Below are 19,367 nucleotides of genomic sequence, written 5' to 3'. Positions count from 1 at the left end.
TAGCGGTCGATTCACCTGTAGCGGTCGATCCTGGGCGGCTTCGGCGCGGGCACTCCGGACAGCCCGAGGGTGGCGTCGTACGCCTTCTTCCAGTTGCCGTTCTTCTCGGCGGCGGCGAGCGCGTCGTCCAGCGCGAAGCGCAGGTCAGGGTCCTCGAGCGGCACGCCGACCCCGTACGGCTCCTCGGAGAAGGGCTTGCCGACCAGCTTCAGCTCGTCGGGCGCCTTGGCGGCGTAGCCGAGCAGGATCGCGTCGTCGGTGGTGACCGCGTCGACCTGGAACGTGAGCAGGTTGTCGACGCAGACGGAGTAGGTGTCGTACGCGACGAGCACGGCCTTCGGGTAGTCAGCCTTGATCCGCTGGTACGGGGTGGAGCCCGCGGCGGAGCAGACCCGCTTGCCCGCCAGGTCCTTGGGGCCCTTGATGTTCTGCTCGTCCTTGCGCACCAGGAGGCTCTGGCCCGCCATGTAGTACGGGCCCGCGAAGCCGACCTGCTTCTTGCGCAGGTCGTTGATGGTGTAGGTGCCGACGTAGTAGTCGATCTGGCCGTTCTGCAGGGCCGTCTCGCGGTTGGCCGAGGCGATCGTCTTGTAGGCGATCGTCTTCGGGTCGAAACCGAGCGCGGCGGAGAGCATCTTGGCGATCTCGATGTCGAAGCCGCGGTACGCGCCGGAGGACGGGTCGCGTTCGCCCAGGTACGGCTGGTCCTCCTTGACGCCGACGACCAGGTGGCCGCGGCGCTTCGCCTGCTGCCAGGTGGGCGAGTCGGTGAGCTGGAAGCGGGTCAGCACCTGGTACTTGGGGAGCTCGTCGCCGCGCGGGCCCTTGGCGGGCGGGCTGCCGGGCTTGCCGCAGGCGGCGGTGAGGACGGCCAGGAGGAGGACCGCGGCGGCCCGTAGTGTCTTCTTCACTGCACACTCCCCCACTCAGTGCTTGAGGATCTTGGAGAGGAAGTCCTTGGCGCGGTCGCTCTCCGGGTGGGTGAAGAAGTCCTCGGGGGTGCGGTCCTCGACGATCGCCCCGTCCGCCATGAAGACCACGCGGTTGGCGGCGGAGCGGGCGAAGCCCATCTCGTGGGTGACCACGACCATCGTCATGCCCTCCTGGGCGAGCTGCCGCATGACCTCCAGCACCTCGTTGATCATCTCCGGGTCGAGCGCCGAGGTGGGCTCGTCGAAGAGGAGCACCTTGGGTTCCATGGCCAGCGCGCGGGCGATGGCCACGCGCTGCTGCTGGCCGCCGGAGAGCTGGGCCGGGTACTTGTCGGCCTGCGAGGCGAGCCCGACCCGGTCCAGGAGTTCGCGCGCCCGCTGCTCGGCCGCCTCCTTCCGCCGCTTGCGGACCTTGATCGGCGCGAGCATCACGTTGTCCAGCACGGTCTTGTGCGCGAAGAGGTTGAAGGACTGGAAGACCATCCCGACGTCGGCGCGCAGCCGGGCCAGCTCGCGGCCCTCCTCGGGGAGCGGGTGGCCGTCCAGCGTGATGGTGCCGGAGTGGATCGGTTCGAGGCGGTTGATCGTTCGGCAGAGGGTCGACTTGCCGGAGCCGGAGGGGCCGATGACGACGACCACCTCGCCGCGGCCGACGGTGAGGTCGATGTCCTGGAGGACGTGCAGCTTCCCGTAGAACTTGTTGACCCGGCGCATCTCGATCAGCGCGTCACCGGCCATATGCAGCCCTGCTCACTCTCGTCCGGCCCGTCCGTACAGCGGAGAGTTCGCAAACTACCCCAAATGCCCCCGCTTCGGCCCCCGGGGACACGCGGGGCGCGGCACCGCACCCCCTAGGTACACACGAGGCGCCTGCGTACCTAGCCTGTCGGCATGGGTGAGCACCGGCCGGTTTTTCAGCGCATCGCCGATGATCTGCGGCGGCAGATCGATGAGGGCGTTCTTGCCGTCGGCGCGCGGATTCCCTCGCGGGCCGAGTTGAAGCGGGCGTACGAGGCCAGTGACCAGACCGTGGACCGGGCGGTGCGGGTGCTGAAGGCGGCGGGGTATGCGGAAGGGCAGTTCGGGCGCGGGGTGTTCGTCGCGGACCGGGCGCCGCTGGGCGTACTGCTGCGCTCCACGGGCGCCGTCGACTCGCCCTTCGCCGCGAGTATCACCCATGCGAATTCCTCGGAGGGCGCGCCGTTGACGTGGGAGGCGTCCTCCACGACCGAGGCGGCGACGGAGCCGGTGGCCCGGCGGCTGCGTATCGCGCCCGGCGACAGCGTGGTCCGCTCGCAGTACGAGTACCTCGCCGGCCGCCGGCCCGTGCAGCTCGCGACGAGCTGGGAGCCGCTGGCGATCACCGAGGGCACGGACGTGGTGTTCCCGGAGCACGGGCCCTACGCGCGGCGTGGCGTGCGCGGGCGGATGGCGGCGATCGGGATCCGGGTGGTGCGCGCCGAGGAGCGGGTGGGCTCCCGGCCCGCCGCCAGCGCCGAGGCGGAGGCGCTGGGCTGCGCGCCGGGCAGCTGCGTCACGACCGTGGAGCGCACGCACTTCGACGCGGACGGACGCGCCGTGGAGACCTCGGACATCGTCGTACGGGCCGACCGCTGGCAGCTGGCGTACGACATCGCGTTCGTGTGAGGCACGCCCCCGGCTGCGGCCCTCAGCTCTCCGCGACCTCCGCGTACAGCTGGGAGAGCTCGGGCGCGCCGCTGTCCGCCCACTCGTGACCGGCCGTCACCACATCGATCTCGCGGCCCGAGGACAGCCGTACGACCGGCTCGCCGCCGGGCCAGATCTTCCAGCGGGCGCCCGGGACCGTACGCACCAGGACCGTACCGAGGTAGAGGCCCACGTCGTTGCCCAGCCACGGCACGATCTCCGGGTCCGACCGCCAGGCCGGCAGCAGCTGGTCCAGCGCCTCCAACGAGCCCACGGAATCGTCCAGTTCCACCCCGGCCCCCGCGGCCTGCCCGCGCAGCAGCTCGCACTCCGACAGCAGATCGGCGATGCCCTCCGCATCCTCGTCCCCCGGTGCCGGCGCCGCGGCGGAACGGACCGCTTCCGGATGCTTGCGCCACTTGTCCAGGAAAGACATGTTCATTGGTGCAGCGTCCCACTCCCGACCGGGCGGCGGCCACAGGCGCGCGGCGCCCCGCGTCATCCGGCCGCCACGGCTCCCTTGACGCCCCCTTGCCGTCTCCTTACGTTCATGGCGCTTGTGTCTGATGGACCGGATCATGCTCACCCCGTGGCGCACCCGCCACCGAAGGAGCCGTCTGATGCGCGTACGACAATGGGGCACAACCGTTCCGCTCGCTCTCGCTCTCACGGTCGCGGGGACCGCCGTCCCGGCCGCCGCCGACCAGCAACGCGCCACGGAACCACAGCCGTTGGCGAGACTCTTCGACAACAAGGCGGTGAGCGACGACGCCAGATCCGGCGCGGCCGACTTCGACGGCGCCGGCAGCTCGCTGTCGGCCCAGGACCTCGCCGCGGCCGGCTGGACGCCCGGCCGGGCGCTGGACATCGACGCGACCCGGCTGACCTGGCCGCGCACCACCCCCGGCGCGCCCGACAACGTACGGGCCAACGGCCAGGCCGTCCGGCTGAGCGGCGCCGGCACCGCGCTGTCCTTCCTGGTCGCCGGGACCGGCGGGGACGCCACCGGCATCGGCACGGTCGAGTACAAGGACGGCTCGCGCAGCACGTACGAGCTGACCGCGCCGGACTGGCGGACCGGCCCGCTCAGCACCAAGGCGGTGGCGCTGCCGCATGTGAACTCCGCGGCCGGGCAGCGCGCGGAAACGGTACGGCTGTACGCGGTGACGGTGCCGGTGCGCCCCGGCCGCCCGGTCCACTCGGTCACCCTCCCCAAGGACCCGGGCCCCGATCGTGACCTGCATGTCTTCGCCGCGGCGCTGCGCCGGGCCACGCCCGGCTGGACCGGCAGCTGGGCGGCGAGCAGCGCCGGGTACACCAAGGTCGGGCCGTGGCGGGACCAGACGCTGCGGCTGGTGGTGCACGCCGGGGCGGGTGGCCCACGGGCGCGTATCCGGCTGGAGAACACCTTCGCCGCGACGCCGGTGGACATCGGCGCGGCCACTGTCGCGGTGCAGGGGTCGGGCGCCGCGACGAAGGGCAAGCCGGTGGCGCTGACGTTCGGCGGGCGGGCCGGCACCCGTATACCGGCCGGTGCTCAGGTATTCAGCGATCCGGTGGACTTCACCGTTCCGGCGGACACCAATCTGCTGGTGAGCTTCCATCTGTCGGGGTCGGTGGGCGCGGCGCCGATCCACAAGGAGGCCATCCAGCGGTCGTACGCCAGCGCGGCGGACAGCGGTGACCGTACAGCCGACACGGGCGGCGCGGCCTACACCGGGTCGCTGACCACCTGGCCGTTCCTCTCCGGCGTCGATGTCACCGGCGGACCGGGCTCGATCGTGGCGCTGGGCGACTCGATCACCGACGGGGTGAAGTCGACGCAGGGCGCCAACCGGCGCTGGCCGGACACCCTGGCGCGGCGCTTCCAGAACCAGACCGCGCTGCCCAAGTACGGCGTGATCAACCACGGCATCTCGGCGAACCGCATCGTCACCGACCGGTACAAGGGCGACGGGATCAGCACCGACACCGGCGGCGTGAGCGCTCAGCACCGGCTGGAGCGCGACGTACTGGCCCAGACGTCGGCCCGTACGGTCGTGGTCTTCGAGGGCATCAACGACGTGCGCTGGGGCACCTCGGCGGCCGAGGTGATCACCGGGCTGCGGAACATCGCGGCGCGGGCGCACGCGCGGGGCCTGCGCGTGGTGGTCGCGACGGTCGCGCCCTGCGAGGGCTACCCCGACTGCTCCCCGGAGGTCGACCAGCGGCGGCAGGAGGTCAATGCCTTCATCCGCAACAGCGGCGGGGTCGTGGACGCCGTACTGGACTTCGACGCGGTGATCCGCGACCCGGAGCGGCCGCAGCGGATGCTGCCGGCGTACGACAGCGGCGACCATCTGCACCCCGGCGACGAGGGGCTGAAGGCGCTCGCGGAGTCGGTGGAGCTGCGCAAGCTCGTGCCGTGACGGGACGGGCGGGACGTCCGCGGAGACGTCCCGCCCGGCGCGTCACACGTCCAGGTCGACGACCACCGGCGCGTGGTCCGAGGCGCCCTTGCCCTTGCGCTGCTCCCGGTCGACGTAGGCGTCGGAGACCGCCTTGGCGAACGGCTCGTTGCCGTAGACCAGGTCGATGCGCATCCCGCGGTTCTTCGGGAAGCAGAGCTGGCGGTAGTCCCAGTACGTGAAGGGGTGGTCGTACTTCAGGGGACGCGGCACGACGTCCGTCAGGCCCGCACCGCGCAGGTCGGCGAGGGCCGCGCGCTCGGCCGGGGTGACGTGCGTGGCGCCCTCGAAGGCGGCGGTGTCGTAGACGTCGTCGTCCGTCGGCGCGACGTTGTAATCCCCCAGCACCGCGAACGGGCGGTCGCCCGCCGCGTCGCCCGCGACCGCGGCCTTCAGCGCCTCGAACCACTGGAGCTTGTAGGCATAGTGCGGGTGCTCGACCTCGCGGCCGTTCGGCACGTACACCGACCAGACGCGGACCGGGCCGCAGGTCGCCGAGATGGCGCGCGGCTCGGCCACGCCGTCGTACGTCGGGTCACCGGGCAGGCCCTCGACCACGTCCGCAAGGCCCACCTTGGACAGCACGGCCACGCCGTTCCACCGGCCCGTGGCGTGCACCGCCGCTTCGTACCCCAGCTCGCGCAGCTCGTCGAAGGGGAACTGCTCCTTGGAGCACTTGGCCTCCTGGATGCACAGCACGTCCGTGCCGGTGTTCTCCAGCCAGGCCAGCAGCCGGGGCAGGCGGGCGGTGATCGAATTGACGTTCCAGGTCGCGATGCGCATGAGTGCCAACCTACCGCCCGCCTGTGACAGTCGCCGTCCGCGGCCGACGGCGGCCGCCTGCTCAGCCCAGCGCGGCCGCCTGACCAGGGGCGAGGCGGCCGTGGTCGGTGCCGCCGAGCTGGCCGATCATGCGGTCGTAGATCGGCCGGGCGTGCTCCTGGAGGAGGCTGTCGTGGATGTCGATGGCGTGCCGCGGCTTGACCTCGCGTACGTAGTCGATGACCTCCGCCACCTTGTTCCAGGGGGCGTGCACGGGCAGCAGGAGGGTGTCGACCGGGCGGCCGGGGACGGTGAGCGCGTCACCGGGGTGGAAGACCGCGCCGTCGATGAAGTAACCGACGTTGGTGATCCGCGGGATGTCGGGGTGGATCACGGCGTGCAGCTGCCCGTGCACCTCCACCTCGAAGCCGGCCGCCGTGAAGGTGTCGCCCTCGCCGACGGTGTGCACCCGGCCCGGGAACGCCGCCGAGATCTGCTCGGCGACCGAGGCCAGCGTCCAGATCTCGGCGGCCGGGTTGGCCTCCATGGCGGCCCGCAGCCGGTCCTCGGCGAAGTGGTCGGGGTGCTCGTGGGTGATCAGGATCGCGTCCGCGCCCACGGCCGCGTCCTGCTCGCTGAAGCCACCGGGATCGATGACCAGCGTCCGCCCGTCCTTGGCCAGCCGGACGCAGGCGTGCGTCTTCTTGGTGAGTTCCAGTTCCATGACCCCATCTTGCCGCGCGGAACGCCCCGGACCGGAGCTCATCCGGGGCTCAACCGTCGCTCAACCGGGGCTCACTCGCTGCCGGAGGACTGGCTGCTGTTGTCGGCGCACTGCTGGTTCTGCGGGGAGGCGAGGACGTTGACGTCCTGCACCGTGATCGGCACGATGAGGAGCAGCGATCCGACATTGGCCTTCGCCGGCAACCCGACGCACAGCTTGTTCAGCGTGCCCTGGACGGCCCCGAACTGCGCGCTCAGGTGGCCGTGGGTCGTCGAATTGCCGAACGCGGACGCCGCGCCGTTGCCGCTCAGGCCGGCCGGGCCGTCACCGGCCGCGACGGCGCTGCCGACTCCCCCGGCGATCGCGGCGATGGCGAGACCGCAAGCGGTCATGGTGCTACGGATGTACATGGCTCTCTCCACAGGATGACGCTGTGCCAAAGCCAGGAGTACATCGTGCGGCGCAGTGCGTTCCCACCCATTCACCGGATCGTCGGCGTGCCCAGTACAAGCTGTCACCAGGACAACCCGTCAATCACCTTGTCGGCCAGGGCTGTGCCACCGGCTCTCAGTCCTCCGGCGTGGTCTCCTCGCGGATGACGCGCTGGGCGATGGTGAAGGCCGCACCGGCGGCCGGGACGCCGCCGTAGACCGCGGTGTGGATCAGCGTTTCCTTGATCTCCGCGGGGGTGAGGCCGTTGCGGAGCGCGGCGCGGACGTGGACGGCCAGGTCGTCGAGGTGGCCGCTGGTGATCAGCGCGGTGAGCGTGATGACGCTGCGGGTGCGGCGGTCCAGGCCCGAGCGGGTCCACACCTCGCCCCAGACGTTGCGGGTCAGGAAGTCCTGGAAGTCGCTGGTGAACTCGTCGGCGGATGCCTCGGCGCGGTCCACGTGCGCATCGCCGAGCACCTCGCGGCGGACCTTCATGCCCGCCTCGTAGGAGTCGGTGCCGACCATCTCCGGCTGCTCGGCGGCCGGTTCGATGGCGACGACCGGCGGCTGGGGCTGCGACGGCTGCGCCGGCGTCGTGGTGAGGACGGGCTTGGGCGGGGTGGCACCGAGCGCGGCCTGTCCGGCCGGCTTGTCCTGCCAGGAGGTGGAGAAGTGCCGGATGAGCAGCTCGGTGACGGCGGCGGGCTGCTCGACCGGGGCCAGGTGCGAGGTACCGGGCACCAGGGCGAGACCCGCGTCCGGTATCCCGGCGACCAGGGTGCGCGCGTCGGAGGTCGGGGTGATCAGGTCCTCGGAGCCGACGACCACGAGGGTGGGCGCGGAGATCCGGCCGAGCTCGTTGCGGATGTCGAAGGCGGCCAGCGCCTCGCAGGCGGCGATGTAGCAGCCGGGGTCGGTGGTGCGCACCATCTGCACGGCCCACTCGACGATGGCGGGCTGGGCGGCGGCGAAGCCGGGCGTGAACCACCGCTCGGGCGCGGTGCGCGCGATCGGGTCCAGGCCGTTCGTACGGATCACCACACCGCGCTGCCGCCAGGCGTCGGCGGTGCCGAACCGGGGCGAGGCCGAGACCAGCGCGAGCGAGGTGAGGCGCTGGGGGTGGGCGAGCGCGAGCTGAGCGCCGATGGCGGCGCCCATGGCGCAGCCGGCGTAGCCGAAGCGGTCGATGCCGAGGCCGTCGAGGGTGGCGACCACCCGCTCGGCGAGCTCGGCGACCGAGGCGGCCGGGTAGGCGGGCGATCCGCCGTGGCCGGGGAGGTCGAAGCGGACAACGCGCCACTGACGGGTCAGCTCGGGGATCTGCCGGTCCCACATGTGCCAGGTGGTGCCCAGCGAGGCGCCGAGGACAAGTACGGGCGCGTCGTCGGGGCCGTCGATCCGGTGCTGCAGGGTCTTCTCGCTCACCCGGCCACGCTACCCAATCAAACCGCCCACTCCTGACACCCGGGTCAGCAAACGGACACCGCGGTGACCGGAAGAGTCGGTCATGGCGGCGGATTCGGCTCATAACCGGCTGGCCGGGATCGCCCGCATGTGATCAGGGCGGCATTCTTCATCAGAGTTTCGCCACCGGAACCCGGCCGTCCGTGCCGGGTCGGACCCGGCACGCCCCCTCAGAACCGCGTCGTGGAGACGATGTACACCACGGGGTGGCCGTCCTCGGCGAAGTCGACCGTGATCCGCTGCGAGGGCCGCGGCGCCTTCTCCTTGTTCACCAGGCCCGCGTAACCGTCCCCGATCGTGAAGTCCCACTTGACCCGCTTCGCCTGCTCCGGCGGGATCGTGACGACGTCCTTGCGCAGGTCGGCGCGGGTCTTCCCGTAGTTCGCCAGGAACTGGTCCAGGCCGTCCTGGGAGGTGCGGAACGTCACGTACAGCGAGCTGGTCTTGAAGGAGTTCGTCTCGAAGAAGGCGACCGGGTACGAGTAGGCCGGTATCCGCACGTCGTAGATGCGGCGCTGCACCTTGGAGGGCCAGTGCCAGGTGAGGCCCTGCATGGCGGCCCGCTCCTCCTTCTCCTGGCCGCTGTCGCGGCTCTGCGCGGCGGAGAGCGCGAGGTAGCCGGCCGGAATGGCGATCAGGAGGAAGACGACGACGGCGGTGAGCCAGCGGCGCCGGCGGCTCGGGGGCGCGTGCGCCCCGCCGTCGCCCGGCGCGGGGGCCTCGTCACGCGCGGGCTGGTCGGGACGCTCGGGCTGCTCGGTCACGGGTGGCTGTTCCAGGTCGGTCATCGGCGGCCGGTCCGCTCATAGCGTTCGTAGCGCTCGACTCGGCGGCGGTTGGCGCGGCGGAAGCGGCGGGCCACCAGCCGGGCCAGGTCGGCGGCGCCGACCATGCCGGCCTCGGGGCCGAGCTGGGCGCGCGCGATGCGGGCCTCGGGGCGGTAGCCGCGCCCGGTGAGGGTGCGCCTGAAGGCGTCCCGGGCCGGGCCGATGAGCAGGTCGTCGGCGGCGCTGACGCCACCGCCGATCACGAAGCACGACGGGTCCAGGGCCGCGGCGAGGTTGGCGATGCCCACGCCCAGCCACTGGCCGATCTCCCCGAACAGCTCGACGCACATCGCGTCGCCCTCGCGGGCCAGCTCGGTGATCAGCGGCCCGGTGATGTCCGGGATGTGCCCGCCGACCCGCTCGATGATGTTGTACGCGACCGGGGAGTCGGCGGCCGCCAGCTCGCGCGCCTCGCGCACCAGCGCGTTGCCGGAGCTGTACTGCTCCCAGCAGCCGCGGTTGCCGCACGGGCAGCGGTGGCCGCCGGGCACGACCTGCATGTGCCCGAACTCACCGGCCACGCCGTACTTGCCGCGCTTGACCTGGCCGTCCTCCAGGATCGCGCCGCCGATGCCGGTACCGAGCGTGATCATCACGAGGTGGTCCTCGTTGCGCCCGGCGCCGAAGCGCCACTCGGCCCAGGCCGCGGTGTTCGCGTCGTTGTCGACCATGACGGGGACCGCGAGACGTTCCGCGAGGCGGTCGCGCAGCGGCTCGTTCCGCCAGTTCAGATGGGGGGCGAAGAGGACGCGGCTGCGGTCGGCGTCGACCCAGCCGGCCGCGCCGATGCCCACGGCGTGCACGTCGTGCCGGTCGGAGAGGTCCAGCACCAGCTCGGTAATGGTGTCCTCGACGACCTTGGGGCTCTTGGACTTGTCCGGCGTCTCGGTACGGACCTTCTCCAGGATGTTGCCGTCGGCGTCCACGACGCCCGCCATGACCTTCGTGCCGCCGATGTCGATGCCGACGGTGGGCACACGAGGCGCGCTGAGGTGCGAGCGCCGCTCGCGGGTGCCGACCGTGCGCAGCACGGTGGCCCGCGCCGATCCACGGTGCACCCTGTCCCGGTACGTACTCATGCTCGGCTCGTCTCGTCCCTGTGCGGTCTCGGGAGGCCATGGCCTCGGCTGGCGTCGGGGCGGGCACAGCCCACCCGCCGTGCGATTGTGCATCAAAGCCGCCCCGCGGCGCACCGCAACCCTCTGACCTGTGGCCTTTCTCAAAGTACGGCGATCTCGGGAACCTTTTCCGCTGCGCTCGGGCGGCGTTGCCGCGGCCGGGCATCAGGGCGGCGGAGGAGGCCCTGGTCACAGGCGTTTTTCCCGGGCCGTGTGCCCCTGACGGCCGAACCCGACGGGCCCCGTGGAGCGCTCTGGGTTGTGATGGGAACCGTTGATGTTCCGCCCTCTGTGAGGAGAACGCTATGCGCATCCGTACCGCCGCAGCCGCGGCCATTCTGGCCACCGCCGCTCTTGTCGGCAGCGCCGGCGCCGCCGTTGCCGACTCGGGCGCCCAGGGCAGCAGCAGCCACTCGCCGGGTCTGGTGTCCGGTAACACCATCCAGGTCCCGCTCCACGTCCCGATCAACGCCTGCGGCCTCTCGGTCGACGTGATCGGGCTGCTGAACCCCGCACACGGGCAGTGCGCCAACAAGTAACGTCGCGGTCCACACCGGTGCCGGCCTCCTTCGGGGGGCCGGCACCCTTCTGTTGACAGCAGGTCAGCCTGCTGTTGACAACAGGTCAGCGTCCGGCGGGCTCCCTGACCGTGCCGTCCCAGCGCCAGGACGTGCGGCGCGGGTGGCCGGGGAGCGCCATGCGGCCCGCGCACCACAGGAGTACGGACCAGCGGTCGGGCGCGGGCGGCGCGTCGGGGAAGAGCCGGGCCAGCACCCGGTCGCACAGGTCGGCGGGCGGCGAGAACGGCAGGCCGAGGCCCTCGGCGATGTCGTGCACATGCACCAGCGTCTCGACGATGCCCATGGCCGCGAAGCCCTCGGCGTCGGACGTGCCGTAGACGTGGAAGGCGCGCTTGTCGGGCGGCGCGGTGCGGACGACGGCCGCCAGCAGGCCGCCGGTCGCCTCCAGTACGTACAGCAGTCCCGCCGGGCCCGCCGCGCGGTCGGCGCAGACGATGTTCACCGGGCCGTCCGGCCGCTGCCCGCTCCTCGCGAACGGTACGTACGTGTCCGCCACCGGGTGCGCCGGGCCCAGCTGGGCGGCGTAGCCCAAGAAGTCGGTGGCGAGGTGCTCGGCGGTGTCCCAGCAGTCCCACTTCAGGGAGCCGGCCCGCACGCTCCAGTCCGCCCCCTCCGCGCCGCGCAGAGCACTGACCGCGAGCTGTACGGCTTGTTCGACATCGGCTGCGGTGACGGGCCCGGCGGGTGTTCCCTGTATGGAAGACATGGCGCGGAAGGTAGCAACGGCCACCCGGCCGGAGCACCCGATTTACCGGCCGTCCGGTGACACCGGGCGCGGGCCCGCCGCCCACCGGCGCGCCGACCCGTGCGGGCGGCGGCGCGGGAGGAGAGTCGGACCATGGTGGCGCACGCGCAGGAGGAACGACTGTACGACGTCGTGGTCGTCGGCGGTGGTGCCGCCGGGCTGAGCGGGGCGCTGGCCCTGGTACGGGCGCGCCGTTCGGTGCTGGTGATCGACGACGGCCGGCCGCGCAACGTCATGGCGGGCCGCACCCACAACTTCCTCACCCGCGACGGCATGCCGCCCGAGGAGCTGCTCGCGGCCGGCCGGGCCGAGGTGGCCGAGTACGGCGGCGAGTTCGTGGCGGGCGAGGCGGTGGCGGCCGAGCCGCGGGAGGGCGGCTTCCGCGTCCTCCTCGAAGCGGGCCCGCCGGTCGCGGCCCGCCGGCTGCTGGTGGCGACCGGTCTGGTCGACGAGCTGCCCGAGGTCCCCGGGGTGGCGGAGCGGTGGGGGCGGGACGTGCTGCACTGTCCGTACTGTCACGGCTGGGAGGCCCGCGACCGGGCCATCGCGGTGCTGGCCACGGGGCCGCTCGCCTGCCGGCAGGCCCTGATGTGGCGGCAGTGGAGCGCGGACGTGACGCTGCTGCTGCACGCCTCGCCGGAGCCGGACCCCGAGGAGTACGAGCGGCTGGCCGCCCGCGGCGTCGCCGTGGTGCCGGGGCGGGTGGCGGGTCTGGAGGTGGCGGACGGCGGGCTGTCCGGCGTGCGGCTGGCGGACGGCCGGCGGGTGCCTTGTCAGGCGCTGGTCGTGGAGCCGCGGTTCACCGCGCGGGCCGGGCTCCTCGCGTCCCTCGGACTGTCCGCCGAGCTGGAGCGGTCGGAGGGGGAGGTGGTGGGCAGCTCGGTACAGGCGGCCGGATCGGGGGCAACGGACGTGCCGGGGGTGTGGGTCGCCGGGAACGTCACGTCTCTGTCCGACCAGGTCATCGGCGCCGCGGCGGCCGGGGTGCAGGCCGCCCAGGCGATCAACTCGGACCTGGTCGACGAGGACACCCGGCTGGCGGTCGCGGCCCGCCGCGGGTCCGGCTGACGCGTACCTCGTAGGAGTGGTCAGCCGGTGTCGAGGCCGTCGATCAGCCGGTCGAGGAACCGGGTGAAGGTGGCTTCCGGGGTGAGGGGGCGGCCGGGAGCCGCGAGGGCCGCGGCGAGTTCCGGATGGTGGCCGTCGGCGGCGACGGCGGCGAGGTAGCGGGCCTCGGCCGCGGCCCGGCCGGGCGCTTCCGCGGCCGCTGACTGCGCGATCTCGTACCCGACGTGCCCGGCGACGAAGCCGGTGAGCTGGCTGAAGACCTCCAGCTTCGCGGCGCCGTCCAGCCGGGTGGGCCGCAGGGCCGCCAGCGCGCGTTCCAGGAAGGCCAGCGCGTGCGGGCCGAGCGAGCGGCGGGCGGTCAGCGCGGCGGGCAGCCAGGGGTGACGGAGCATCAGACCGCGCTGGAGATGGCCGATGGCCTTCAGGTCGGCACGCCAGTCGCCGCTCAGCGGCTCGTCCGTCGGGAGCTCGCCGCTGACGTGGTCGACCATCAGCTCCAGCAGCGTCTCCTTGTCGGGCGCGTAGCTGTAGAGCGACATGACGCCGGCGCCGACCTCGGCGGCCACGCGCCGCATGGTGACCGCGTCCAGCCCCTCGGCGTCCGCGAGGGCGACGGCCGCCGCCGTGATCGCCGCACGGCTGAACGCGGGCTTCCGGCCCCGGCCGGTGCGGACGGTGCCCAGCCAGAGCTGCTGGGGGTCGAAGCCCGCGGCCCCGGCTCCCTCACGAGGGCTCATGCTCTTCGCCTTCCATTGCCTCGGATCATTCTCGTACAGTGTACGGAAATAACGCTGGGGAACGAGGGGGAACGATGAGAACGAAACCGCCACTGTCCGCGCGGATGATGCGGGCGACCTGGCGCGGCCTTCCGGCCAAGCGGTACGAAGCCGGCTGGGAACCGGGGCTCGTGGTGCCAGCGGCCGACGGCAGCCCCTTGCTGACGGACCACTATTTCCCCCGCGCGGCGGGCGACTTCCCCACCCTTCTCGTGCGCTCGCCCTACGGGAGGGGCCTGCCCTGGTCACCCCTGTACGGCATGCTCTTCGCCGAACAGGGCTTCCACGTGGTCCTGCAGAGCTGCCGCGGCACGGGCGGCTCGGGCGGCCGGTTCGACCCCTGGCGCCAGGAGGCCGCCGACGGCCGGGCCACGGTGGCCTGGCTGCGGCGGCAGCCCTGGTTCACCGGGACCCTCGGCACGGTCGGCCCCAGCTACCTGGGGTACGTGCAGTGGGCGCTCGCGCTCGATCCGCCGCCGGAGCTGAAGGCGATGGTGATACAGGCCGGACTGCACGATCCGCACGCCTTCTTCCACGCGGGCGGCGCCTTCCACCTGGAGAACGCGCTCGCCGTGGGCGCGGGCATGACGTACCAGCACCAGGGGACCCTGCCCCTCGTCCGCGCGATGCTGCGCCTGAAGCGCCGGCTGCGCGAGATCACCACCGCGCTGCCGCTGCGCAAGGCGTACGTCGCCGCGCTCGGGGAAGTGCCCTGGCTGGACGGTGCGATGACACACCCGGAGGCCGACGACCCGCACTGGCAGGGCACATCCGTGGCGGCGGCCGCCGAGCGGCCGGGCGTGCCCACCGCGCTGATCGCCGGGTGGCACGACGCGCTGGCCGACCAGACCTTCGCGCAGTACCACCGGCTGCGCCGGGCGGGCCGCGCGACCACCCTGCTCGTCGGCCCCTGGACGCACACCTCCGCGATGCAGCAGGGCTGGCCCGAGGTCTTCGCCGAGAGCCTCGGCTGGCTGCGCGCGCACCTGTGCGGCGACCCCGCCGGGCTGCGCCCCACCCCCGTACGCGTGCACATCGGCGGCGAGGGCGCCTGGCGGGATCTCGACGACTGGCCGCACGCGCCCGCCACGACCGACTGGTTCCCCGCCGCGCACGGGGCCCTCACCCGGCAGCCCCCGGCGGACGCCGTGCCGCTGGCGTCGATGCGTTACGACCCGGCCGACCCCACCCCTTCCGTGGGCGGCCCGCTGCTCTCCCCCGGAGCCGGGCCGCGCGACAACGGTGCCCTGGAGGCGCGGGAGGACGTCCTGACGTTCACGAGCGCGCCGCTGACCGAGCCCGTCGAGGTGCTCGGCCCGGTCGCGGCGCGGCTGCGGATCTCCACGGACACCGGCCACGCGGATGTCTTCGCCCGGCTGTGCGACGTGGACGCGGCGAACCGTTCCACCAATGTCTGCGACGGGCTGGTCCGGCTGACAACCGACGAGCCGGACCCCTCGACGGTCACCGTGCCGATGAGCTCCACCGCCCACCGCTTCGCCGCGGGCCACCGCATCCGCCTCCAGCTCAGCGGCGGCGCGCACCCCCGTTACGCCCGCAACCCCGGCAACGGGGAGTCCCCGGCCGACGCCACCGCCCTCGTACCGGCACGGATCACGCTGCACGCGGGCTCGGCGCTGTCGCTTCCCGTGTCACTGCCCGCGCGGGCCCGGGAATGAGCGTCAGTCCCGTACCTTCAGGACCAGCTTGCCGCTGGTGCGGCCCTCTTCTCCGCGGCGGTGCGCCTCCGCGGCGTGTTCCAGCGGGAGGACGTCCTCCACCTCGACCTTGACCATGCCCTTGTCGATCAGCTCGGCGAGCTTCGTGAGGGCCGGGCCGTCCGGCTCCACGAGGAAGCCGCACGCGCGCAGTCCCAGCTGGCGGGCGGTGTCCGCGAGCTCGGGCGCGACGCCGGAGGGCACGGCGATCAGCAGACCGCCGGAGCGGAGCGTGGCCAACGACCGGGTGCTGGTGTCGTCCTTCTCGTCGCCGACCAGGTCGATGACCACGTCGACGTCCCGGATCTCGTCCTCGAACCGTACGGCGGTGTAGTCGACCAGCTCGTCGGCGCCCAGGCTCCGCAGCCAGTCGTGCTTGGCGGCGCTCGCGGTGCCGATGACGTGGGCGCCGAGGTGCTTGGCGAGCTGTACGGCGAAGTGGCCGACGCCGCCGGCCGCCGCGTGGATCAGCACCCGCTGGCCGGCGGTCACATGGGCCGCGTCGACCAGCGTCTGCCAGGCGGTGAGCGCGGCCAGCGGCACGGCGGCGGCGTGCTCGTGGTTGAGCAGGGCCGGCTTGCGGGCGAAGTGCCGGGAGGGGGCGGTGACGTACTCGGCGTACGCGGCGGCCTCCCGGGGGAACCAGGGCATCCCGTACACCTCGTCGCCCACCGCGAGGGTGTGCACGCCGAAGCCCACCTCTTCCACCACGCCGGAGACGTCCCAGCCGACGGTGAACGGCGGATCGCCGAGGACGCCCAGGCCGCCGCTCTGCCGGGTCTTGTAGTCGATCGGGTTCACGCCCGCGGCGTGCACCCGCACCAGCACCTCGGTCGGCAGCGGCGCCGGCCGCGGCACCTCGGACATCCGCAGGACGTCCGGGCCGCCGAGCGCGTCCTGGGTGATCGCGCGCATGGTGGTCTCGCCGCTCGGGGCGCTGGTCATGTCGTGCCTCCTGTGCGTGTGCGGTACTCGGCGCGGGTGCGCCGCGGGGTGTGCTGACCCCCGTACCGGCGAAGCTACCGCCGGGGACCGGCGCCCCCGCGGAAGCCGTCCCGCGCGCCGCATCCGTACCCGACCGTCGGCACCCGTACGCCCGTGGCCGCAGCGCCTCCTCAGTGCCTGGGGTGGCCGCCGAGGTGCTCCGGGCCCTGCGCGCGCTCCAGTTCGTGGCTGAGCTGCTCCAGTTCGCTGCCGCCGGCCATCTGGCGGGTCAGCTCCTCCAGCGCGATCTCCGACTTGAGGTGGCTGCCGGCCATGGTGCCGCGCTTGAGGAGGACGAAGCGGTCCCCGACGAGGTAGGCGTGGTGCGGGTTGTGGGTGATCAGGACGACGCCGAGGCCCGCGTCCCGGGCGGCGGCGACGTACTTGAGGACCACGCCGGACTGCTTCACGCCGAGCGCCGCGGTCGGCTCGTCCAGGACGAGGACCTTGGCGCCGAAGTAGACCGCGCGGGCGATGGCCACGCACTGCCGCTCGCCGCCGGAGAGAGTGCCGATCGGCTGGTCCACGTCGCGCAGGTCGATGCCCATCCGCAGCAGCTCGGAGCGGGTGGTCTCGCGCATCGCGCGGGCGTCGAGGTGCTTGAAGGGGCCGAAGCCCTTCGTCGGCTCGGAGCCGAGGAAGAAGTTCCGCCAGACCGGCATCAGGGGGACGACGGCGAGGTCCTGGTAGACGGTGGCGATGCCGCGGTCCAGGGCCTCGCGCGGGGAGGAGAGCCTGGCCTCCTCGCCCTCGATGGTGAAGGTACCGGCGTCGTGCTGGTGCAGCCCCGCGATGATCTTGATGAGGGTGGACTTGCCGGCGCCGTTGTCACCGAGCACGCAGGAGATCTCCCCCGCGTGCACCTCCAGCGAGACCCCTTCGAGGGCCTTGACGTTGCCGTAGTACTTGCTGACGTCGCTCAGCTCGACGAGCGGCGTCCCGGCTTCGGTACGGGGCTCACGGTCGGTCGCGGTACTCATTTGTTCGCCTCCGCGCGCTTGCGTACCCAGGCGTTCAGCAGCGTGGCGAGCAGCAGCATCGCGCCGAGGAAGAACTTGTACCAGTCCGGGTTCCACTGGGCGTACACGATGCCCTTGCTGGTCATGCCGAAGATGAAGGCGCCGACCGCGGCGCCGATCGCCGAGCCGTAGCCGCCGGTCATCAGGCAGCCGCCGACGGCCGCCGCGATGATGTAGAGGAACTCGTTGCCGACGCCGTCGCCGGACTGGATCGCGTCGTACGAGAACAGCAGGTGCTGGCCGGAGATCCAGGCGGCGAAGGCCACGCCCATGTACAGGCCGATCTTGGTCTTGGTGACCGGGACGCCGACCGCGCGGGCCGCGTCCGCGTTGCCGCCCACCGCGAAGATCCAGTTGCCGACGCGGGTGCGCAGCAGGATCCAGGTGGCGAGGGCGATCAGCGCGATCCACCACAGGATCGTGACCTGGATGTCCACGCCGCCGATCGTGAGGTGCGAGGCGAAGAGCACCCGGGCCGACTCGAAGCCCTCCATGTCGGCGATGGACTTCGTGGAGACCGTGCCGCTGATCAGCTTGGTGAAGCCGAGGTTCAGGCCGGTCAGCATGAAGAACGTGCCGAGCGTGATGATGAAGCTGGGCAGCTTCGTCCGGGTGAGCAGGAAGCCGTTGAAGACCCCGATGGCGAGGGTGACCAGCAAGGACACCCCGACGCCGACCCAGGTGTTGGCGGTCATCTGGTAGCTGAACATCGACGAGATCAGCGCCGAGCTGACGACCATCACACCGGCCGACAGGTCGAACTCGCCGCCGATCATCAGCAGCGCGACCGGTACGGCCATGATGCCGATCGTCGAGGACGCGTACAGCACCGTCGAGAGGCTGTCCGCCTGCAGGAAGGTGTCGGCCGCGAACGAGAAGAACAGGAAGACGGCGATCGCGCCGACCACCGCGCCCAGCTCGGGGCGGCCCATCAGACGGCGGGCGAGCGAACGGTGCACGAGGCGCTCGTCCGGCCCCTCGGTCGGCTTGGTCGGCTGCGGTTCCGCGGGTGGTGCGGCGGTGCTCATCGGGTCCCCCGCTTCGTGTATTCGGCCAGCGCGCCGGCGTCCTTCTTGGTGACCACCTGGGGTCCGGTGAGGACGGGACGGCCGCCGCCGAGGACGTCGGAGTTGTACTTGTACAGCCAGAGCAGGTCGACCGCCTGGTAGCCCTGGAGGTAGGGCTGCTGGTCGACGGCGAAGCCGAGCGAGCCGTCCTGCAGCCCGTCGGCGACCTGCGCGTTCAGGTCGAAGGTGTCGATCTCTGCCTTGCTGTTCGCCTGGTCCTTGGCCTTCACGGCGGTGGCGGCGAACGGCGCGCCCAGCGTGACCACGGAGTCGATCTTCGAGTCGGCCTGCAGCTGGGACTCGATGGAGGACTGCACGTCGGGCATGTTGGTGCCCTCGACGTACAGCTTCTTCATCGTGCCGTCGAAGGTCTTCTGCGCGCCGTCGCAGCGCTGCTCGTGGCCGACGTTGCCCTGCTCGTGCAGGACGCACAGCGCCTTCTTCTTGTGCCGCTTGTTCAGCTCCTCGCCGACCGCCTCGCCCGCGATGGACTCGTCCTGGCCGACGTGGGTGAGCGCGCCGTACTTCTCGGAGACCTCGGAGCCGGAGTTCACGGTGATCACCGGGATGCCGGCCTTCTCGGCCCTGGCCAGTACGCCCTTCATGGCGTCCGGCTTGGCGAGCGTGACGATCAGCCCGTCGACCTTCTGGTCGATGTAGGACTGCACGAGCTGCGCCTGCCGGCTGCCCTCCTTGTCGTGCCCGTAGACGAACTTGATGTTGTCCTTGGCGGCGGCCTGCTTGGCGCCGTTCTGCACGATGTCCCAGAAGGTGTCGCCGTCGCCGGAGTGGCTGACCATGGCGAAGGTCCACTTCGGGGTGTTCACCGCGGCCTTGCCGCCGGCCACCTGCGCCTCGCGGGCCTCCTCGGCCCGCTTGCCGCCGGTGGCGCTGCAGCCCGCCAGGGCCAGGCCGAGCACCCCTGCCAGCACGGCGCCCAGCGCGCGTGCCCCTGTCCGAACCCTTGCCACGAGGTCGTGCCCTTCTCGATGGTTGTTCTCACTCTGTGTAGTCATTCCGTGGGCCCGACGGATC

At 72.2% G+C, this 19,367-nt stretch carries 20 protein-coding genes; 5 read left to right on the top strand and 15 right to left on the bottom strand.

Going from position 1 to position 19,367, the window contains the following annotated elements; translation table 11 throughout:
* Positions 1-11: 11 nt before the first annotated feature.
* The gene (locus AB0I82_RS28445; RefSeq protein WP_363260223.1) at positions 12-911 is read right to left on the bottom strand and encodes a glutamate ABC transporter substrate-binding protein; all 900 of its coding nucleotides are present in this window, start codon (positions 909-911) and stop codon (positions 12-14) included.
* A gap of 15 nt (positions 912-926) precedes the next feature.
* Positions 927-1,670, bottom strand: a complete 744-nt coding sequence (locus AB0I82_RS28440; protein WP_363260222.1) for an amino acid ABC transporter ATP-binding protein — start codon at positions 1,668-1,670, stop codon at positions 927-929.
* A gap of 153 nt (positions 1,671-1,823) precedes the next feature.
* Here AB0I82_RS28440 and AB0I82_RS28435 point away from each other — a divergent pair, with 153 nt between their 5' ends.
* The gene (locus tag AB0I82_RS28435) at positions 1,824-2,579 is read left to right on the top strand and encodes a GntR family transcriptional regulator (RefSeq protein WP_363260221.1); all 756 of its coding nucleotides are present in this window, start codon (positions 1,824-1,826) and stop codon (positions 2,577-2,579) included.
* 22 nt (positions 2,580-2,601) lie between these two features.
* On the opposite strand, the gene AB0I82_RS28430 is transcribed toward AB0I82_RS28435, so the two are convergent.
* On the bottom strand, positions 2,602-3,042 hold the full coding sequence (locus AB0I82_RS28430) for a DUF6278 family protein (RefSeq protein WP_363260220.1): 441 nt from the start codon (positions 3,040-3,042) through the stop codon (positions 2,602-2,604).
* A 178-nt stretch (positions 3,043-3,220) separates the two neighbouring features.
* On the opposite strand from AB0I82_RS28430, the gene AB0I82_RS28425 reads away from it, so the two are divergent.
* Complete coding sequence (locus AB0I82_RS28425) at positions 3,221-5,008, top strand: SGNH/GDSL hydrolase family protein (protein ID WP_363260219.1); 1,788 nt, start codon at positions 3,221-3,223, stop codon at positions 5,006-5,008.
* Positions 5,009-5,050: 42 nt separating this feature from the next.
* On the opposite strand, the gene AB0I82_RS28420 is transcribed toward AB0I82_RS28425, so the two are convergent.
* From AB0I82_RS28420 to AB0I82_RS28395, 6 genes are all read right to left on the bottom strand, one after another.
* Complete coding sequence (locus AB0I82_RS28420; protein WP_363260218.1) at positions 5,051-5,830, bottom strand: exodeoxyribonuclease III; 780 nt, start codon at positions 5,828-5,830, stop codon at positions 5,051-5,053.
* Positions 5,831-5,891: 61 nt separating this feature from the next.
* A complete protein-coding gene (locus tag AB0I82_RS28415; RefSeq protein WP_363260376.1) occupies positions 5,892-6,527 on the bottom strand; it encodes an MBL fold metallo-hydrolase in 636 nt (211 codons plus the stop codon).
* A gap of 77 nt (positions 6,528-6,604) precedes the next feature.
* The gene (locus AB0I82_RS28410; RefSeq protein WP_363260216.1) at positions 6,605-6,943 is read right to left on the bottom strand and encodes a rodlin; all 339 of its coding nucleotides are present in this window, start codon (positions 6,941-6,943) and stop codon (positions 6,605-6,607) included.
* A 157-nt stretch (positions 6,944-7,100) separates the two neighbouring features.
* Positions 7,101-8,390 (bottom strand): alpha/beta fold hydrolase, encoded by a 1,290-nt coding sequence (locus AB0I82_RS28405; protein ID WP_363260215.1) that lies wholly within the window; start codon positions 8,388-8,390, stop codon positions 7,101-7,103.
* Between the two features lie 209 nt (positions 8,391-8,599).
* On the bottom strand, positions 8,600-9,217 hold the full coding sequence (locus tag AB0I82_RS28400) for a hypothetical protein (RefSeq protein ID WP_363260214.1): 618 nt from the start codon (positions 9,215-9,217) through the stop codon (positions 8,600-8,602).
* Positions 9,214-10,335: an ROK family glucokinase gene (locus AB0I82_RS28395; RefSeq protein WP_363260213.1), complete on the bottom strand. Its 1,122-nt coding sequence runs from the start codon at positions 10,333-10,335 to the stop codon at positions 9,214-9,216. Before AB0I82_RS28395 ends, AB0I82_RS28400 begins: the two co-directional genes overlap by 4 nt.
* 344 nt (positions 10,336-10,679) lie before the next feature.
* Here AB0I82_RS28395 and AB0I82_RS28390 point away from each other — a divergent pair, with 344 nt between their 5' ends.
* A complete protein-coding gene (locus tag AB0I82_RS28390) occupies positions 10,680-10,913 on the top strand; it encodes a chaplin (RefSeq protein ID WP_363260212.1) in 234 nt (77 codons plus the stop codon).
* A gap of 85 nt (positions 10,914-10,998) precedes the next feature.
* Here AB0I82_RS28390 and AB0I82_RS28385 read toward each other — a convergent pair whose 3' ends face one another.
* A complete protein-coding gene (locus AB0I82_RS28385) occupies positions 10,999-11,661 on the bottom strand; it encodes a hypothetical protein (protein WP_363260210.1) in 663 nt (220 codons plus the stop codon).
* Positions 11,662-11,793: 132 nt separating this feature from the next.
* Between AB0I82_RS28385 and AB0I82_RS28380 the strand changes: the two genes are divergently transcribed.
* The gene (locus tag AB0I82_RS28380) at positions 11,794-12,768 is read left to right on the top strand and encodes an NAD(P)/FAD-dependent oxidoreductase (RefSeq protein WP_363260209.1); all 975 of its coding nucleotides are present in this window, start codon (positions 11,794-11,796) and stop codon (positions 12,766-12,768) included.
* A 20-nt stretch (positions 12,769-12,788) separates the two neighbouring features.
* Here AB0I82_RS28380 and AB0I82_RS28375 read toward each other — a convergent pair whose 3' ends face one another.
* Positions 12,789-13,505 carry a TetR/AcrR family transcriptional regulator C-terminal domain-containing protein gene (locus AB0I82_RS28375; RefSeq protein WP_363260208.1) on the bottom strand — a complete coding sequence of 239 codons (717 nt, stop codon included), beginning with the start codon at positions 13,503-13,505 and terminating at the stop codon, positions 12,789-12,791.
* A gap of 74 nt (positions 13,506-13,579) precedes the next feature.
* Here AB0I82_RS28375 and AB0I82_RS28370 point away from each other — a divergent pair, with 74 nt between their 5' ends.
* Positions 13,580-15,223: a CocE/NonD family hydrolase gene (locus tag AB0I82_RS28370; protein WP_363260207.1), complete on the top strand. Its 1,644-nt coding sequence runs from the start codon at positions 13,580-13,582 to the stop codon at positions 15,221-15,223.
* 3 nt (positions 15,224-15,226) lie between these two features.
* On the opposite strand, the gene AB0I82_RS28365 is transcribed toward AB0I82_RS28370, so the two are convergent.
* The 4 genes from AB0I82_RS28365 to AB0I82_RS28350 form a co-directional block, all read right to left on the bottom strand.
* The gene (locus AB0I82_RS28365; protein ID WP_363260206.1) at positions 15,227-16,207 is read right to left on the bottom strand and encodes an NADP-dependent oxidoreductase; all 981 of its coding nucleotides are present in this window, start codon (positions 16,205-16,207) and stop codon (positions 15,227-15,229) included.
* Between the two features lie 170 nt (positions 16,208-16,377).
* The gene (locus AB0I82_RS28360) at positions 16,378-17,226 is read right to left on the bottom strand and encodes an ATP-binding cassette domain-containing protein (RefSeq protein ID WP_363260205.1); all 849 of its coding nucleotides are present in this window, start codon (positions 17,224-17,226) and stop codon (positions 16,378-16,380) included.
* Entirely contained in the window at positions 17,223-18,293 is a 1,071-nt protein-coding gene (locus tag AB0I82_RS28355; protein ID WP_363260204.1) for an ABC transporter permease, read from the bottom strand. Before AB0I82_RS28355 ends, AB0I82_RS28360 begins: the two co-directional genes overlap by 4 nt.
* Positions 18,290-19,303 (bottom strand): sugar ABC transporter substrate-binding protein, encoded by a 1,014-nt coding sequence (locus tag AB0I82_RS28350; protein WP_363260203.1) that lies wholly within the window; start codon positions 19,301-19,303, stop codon positions 18,290-18,292. Before AB0I82_RS28350 ends, AB0I82_RS28355 begins: the two co-directional genes overlap by 4 nt.
* Between the last annotated feature and the right edge of the window lie 64 nt (positions 19,304-19,367).

This window comes from Streptomyces sp. NPDC050315 (assembly GCF_040655775.1).
In the GTDB taxonomy this organism is placed as follows: domain Bacteria; phylum Actinomycetota; class Actinomycetes; order Streptomycetales; family Streptomycetaceae; genus Streptomyces.
This window is presented reverse-complemented; position numbering and strand designations above follow the sequence as displayed.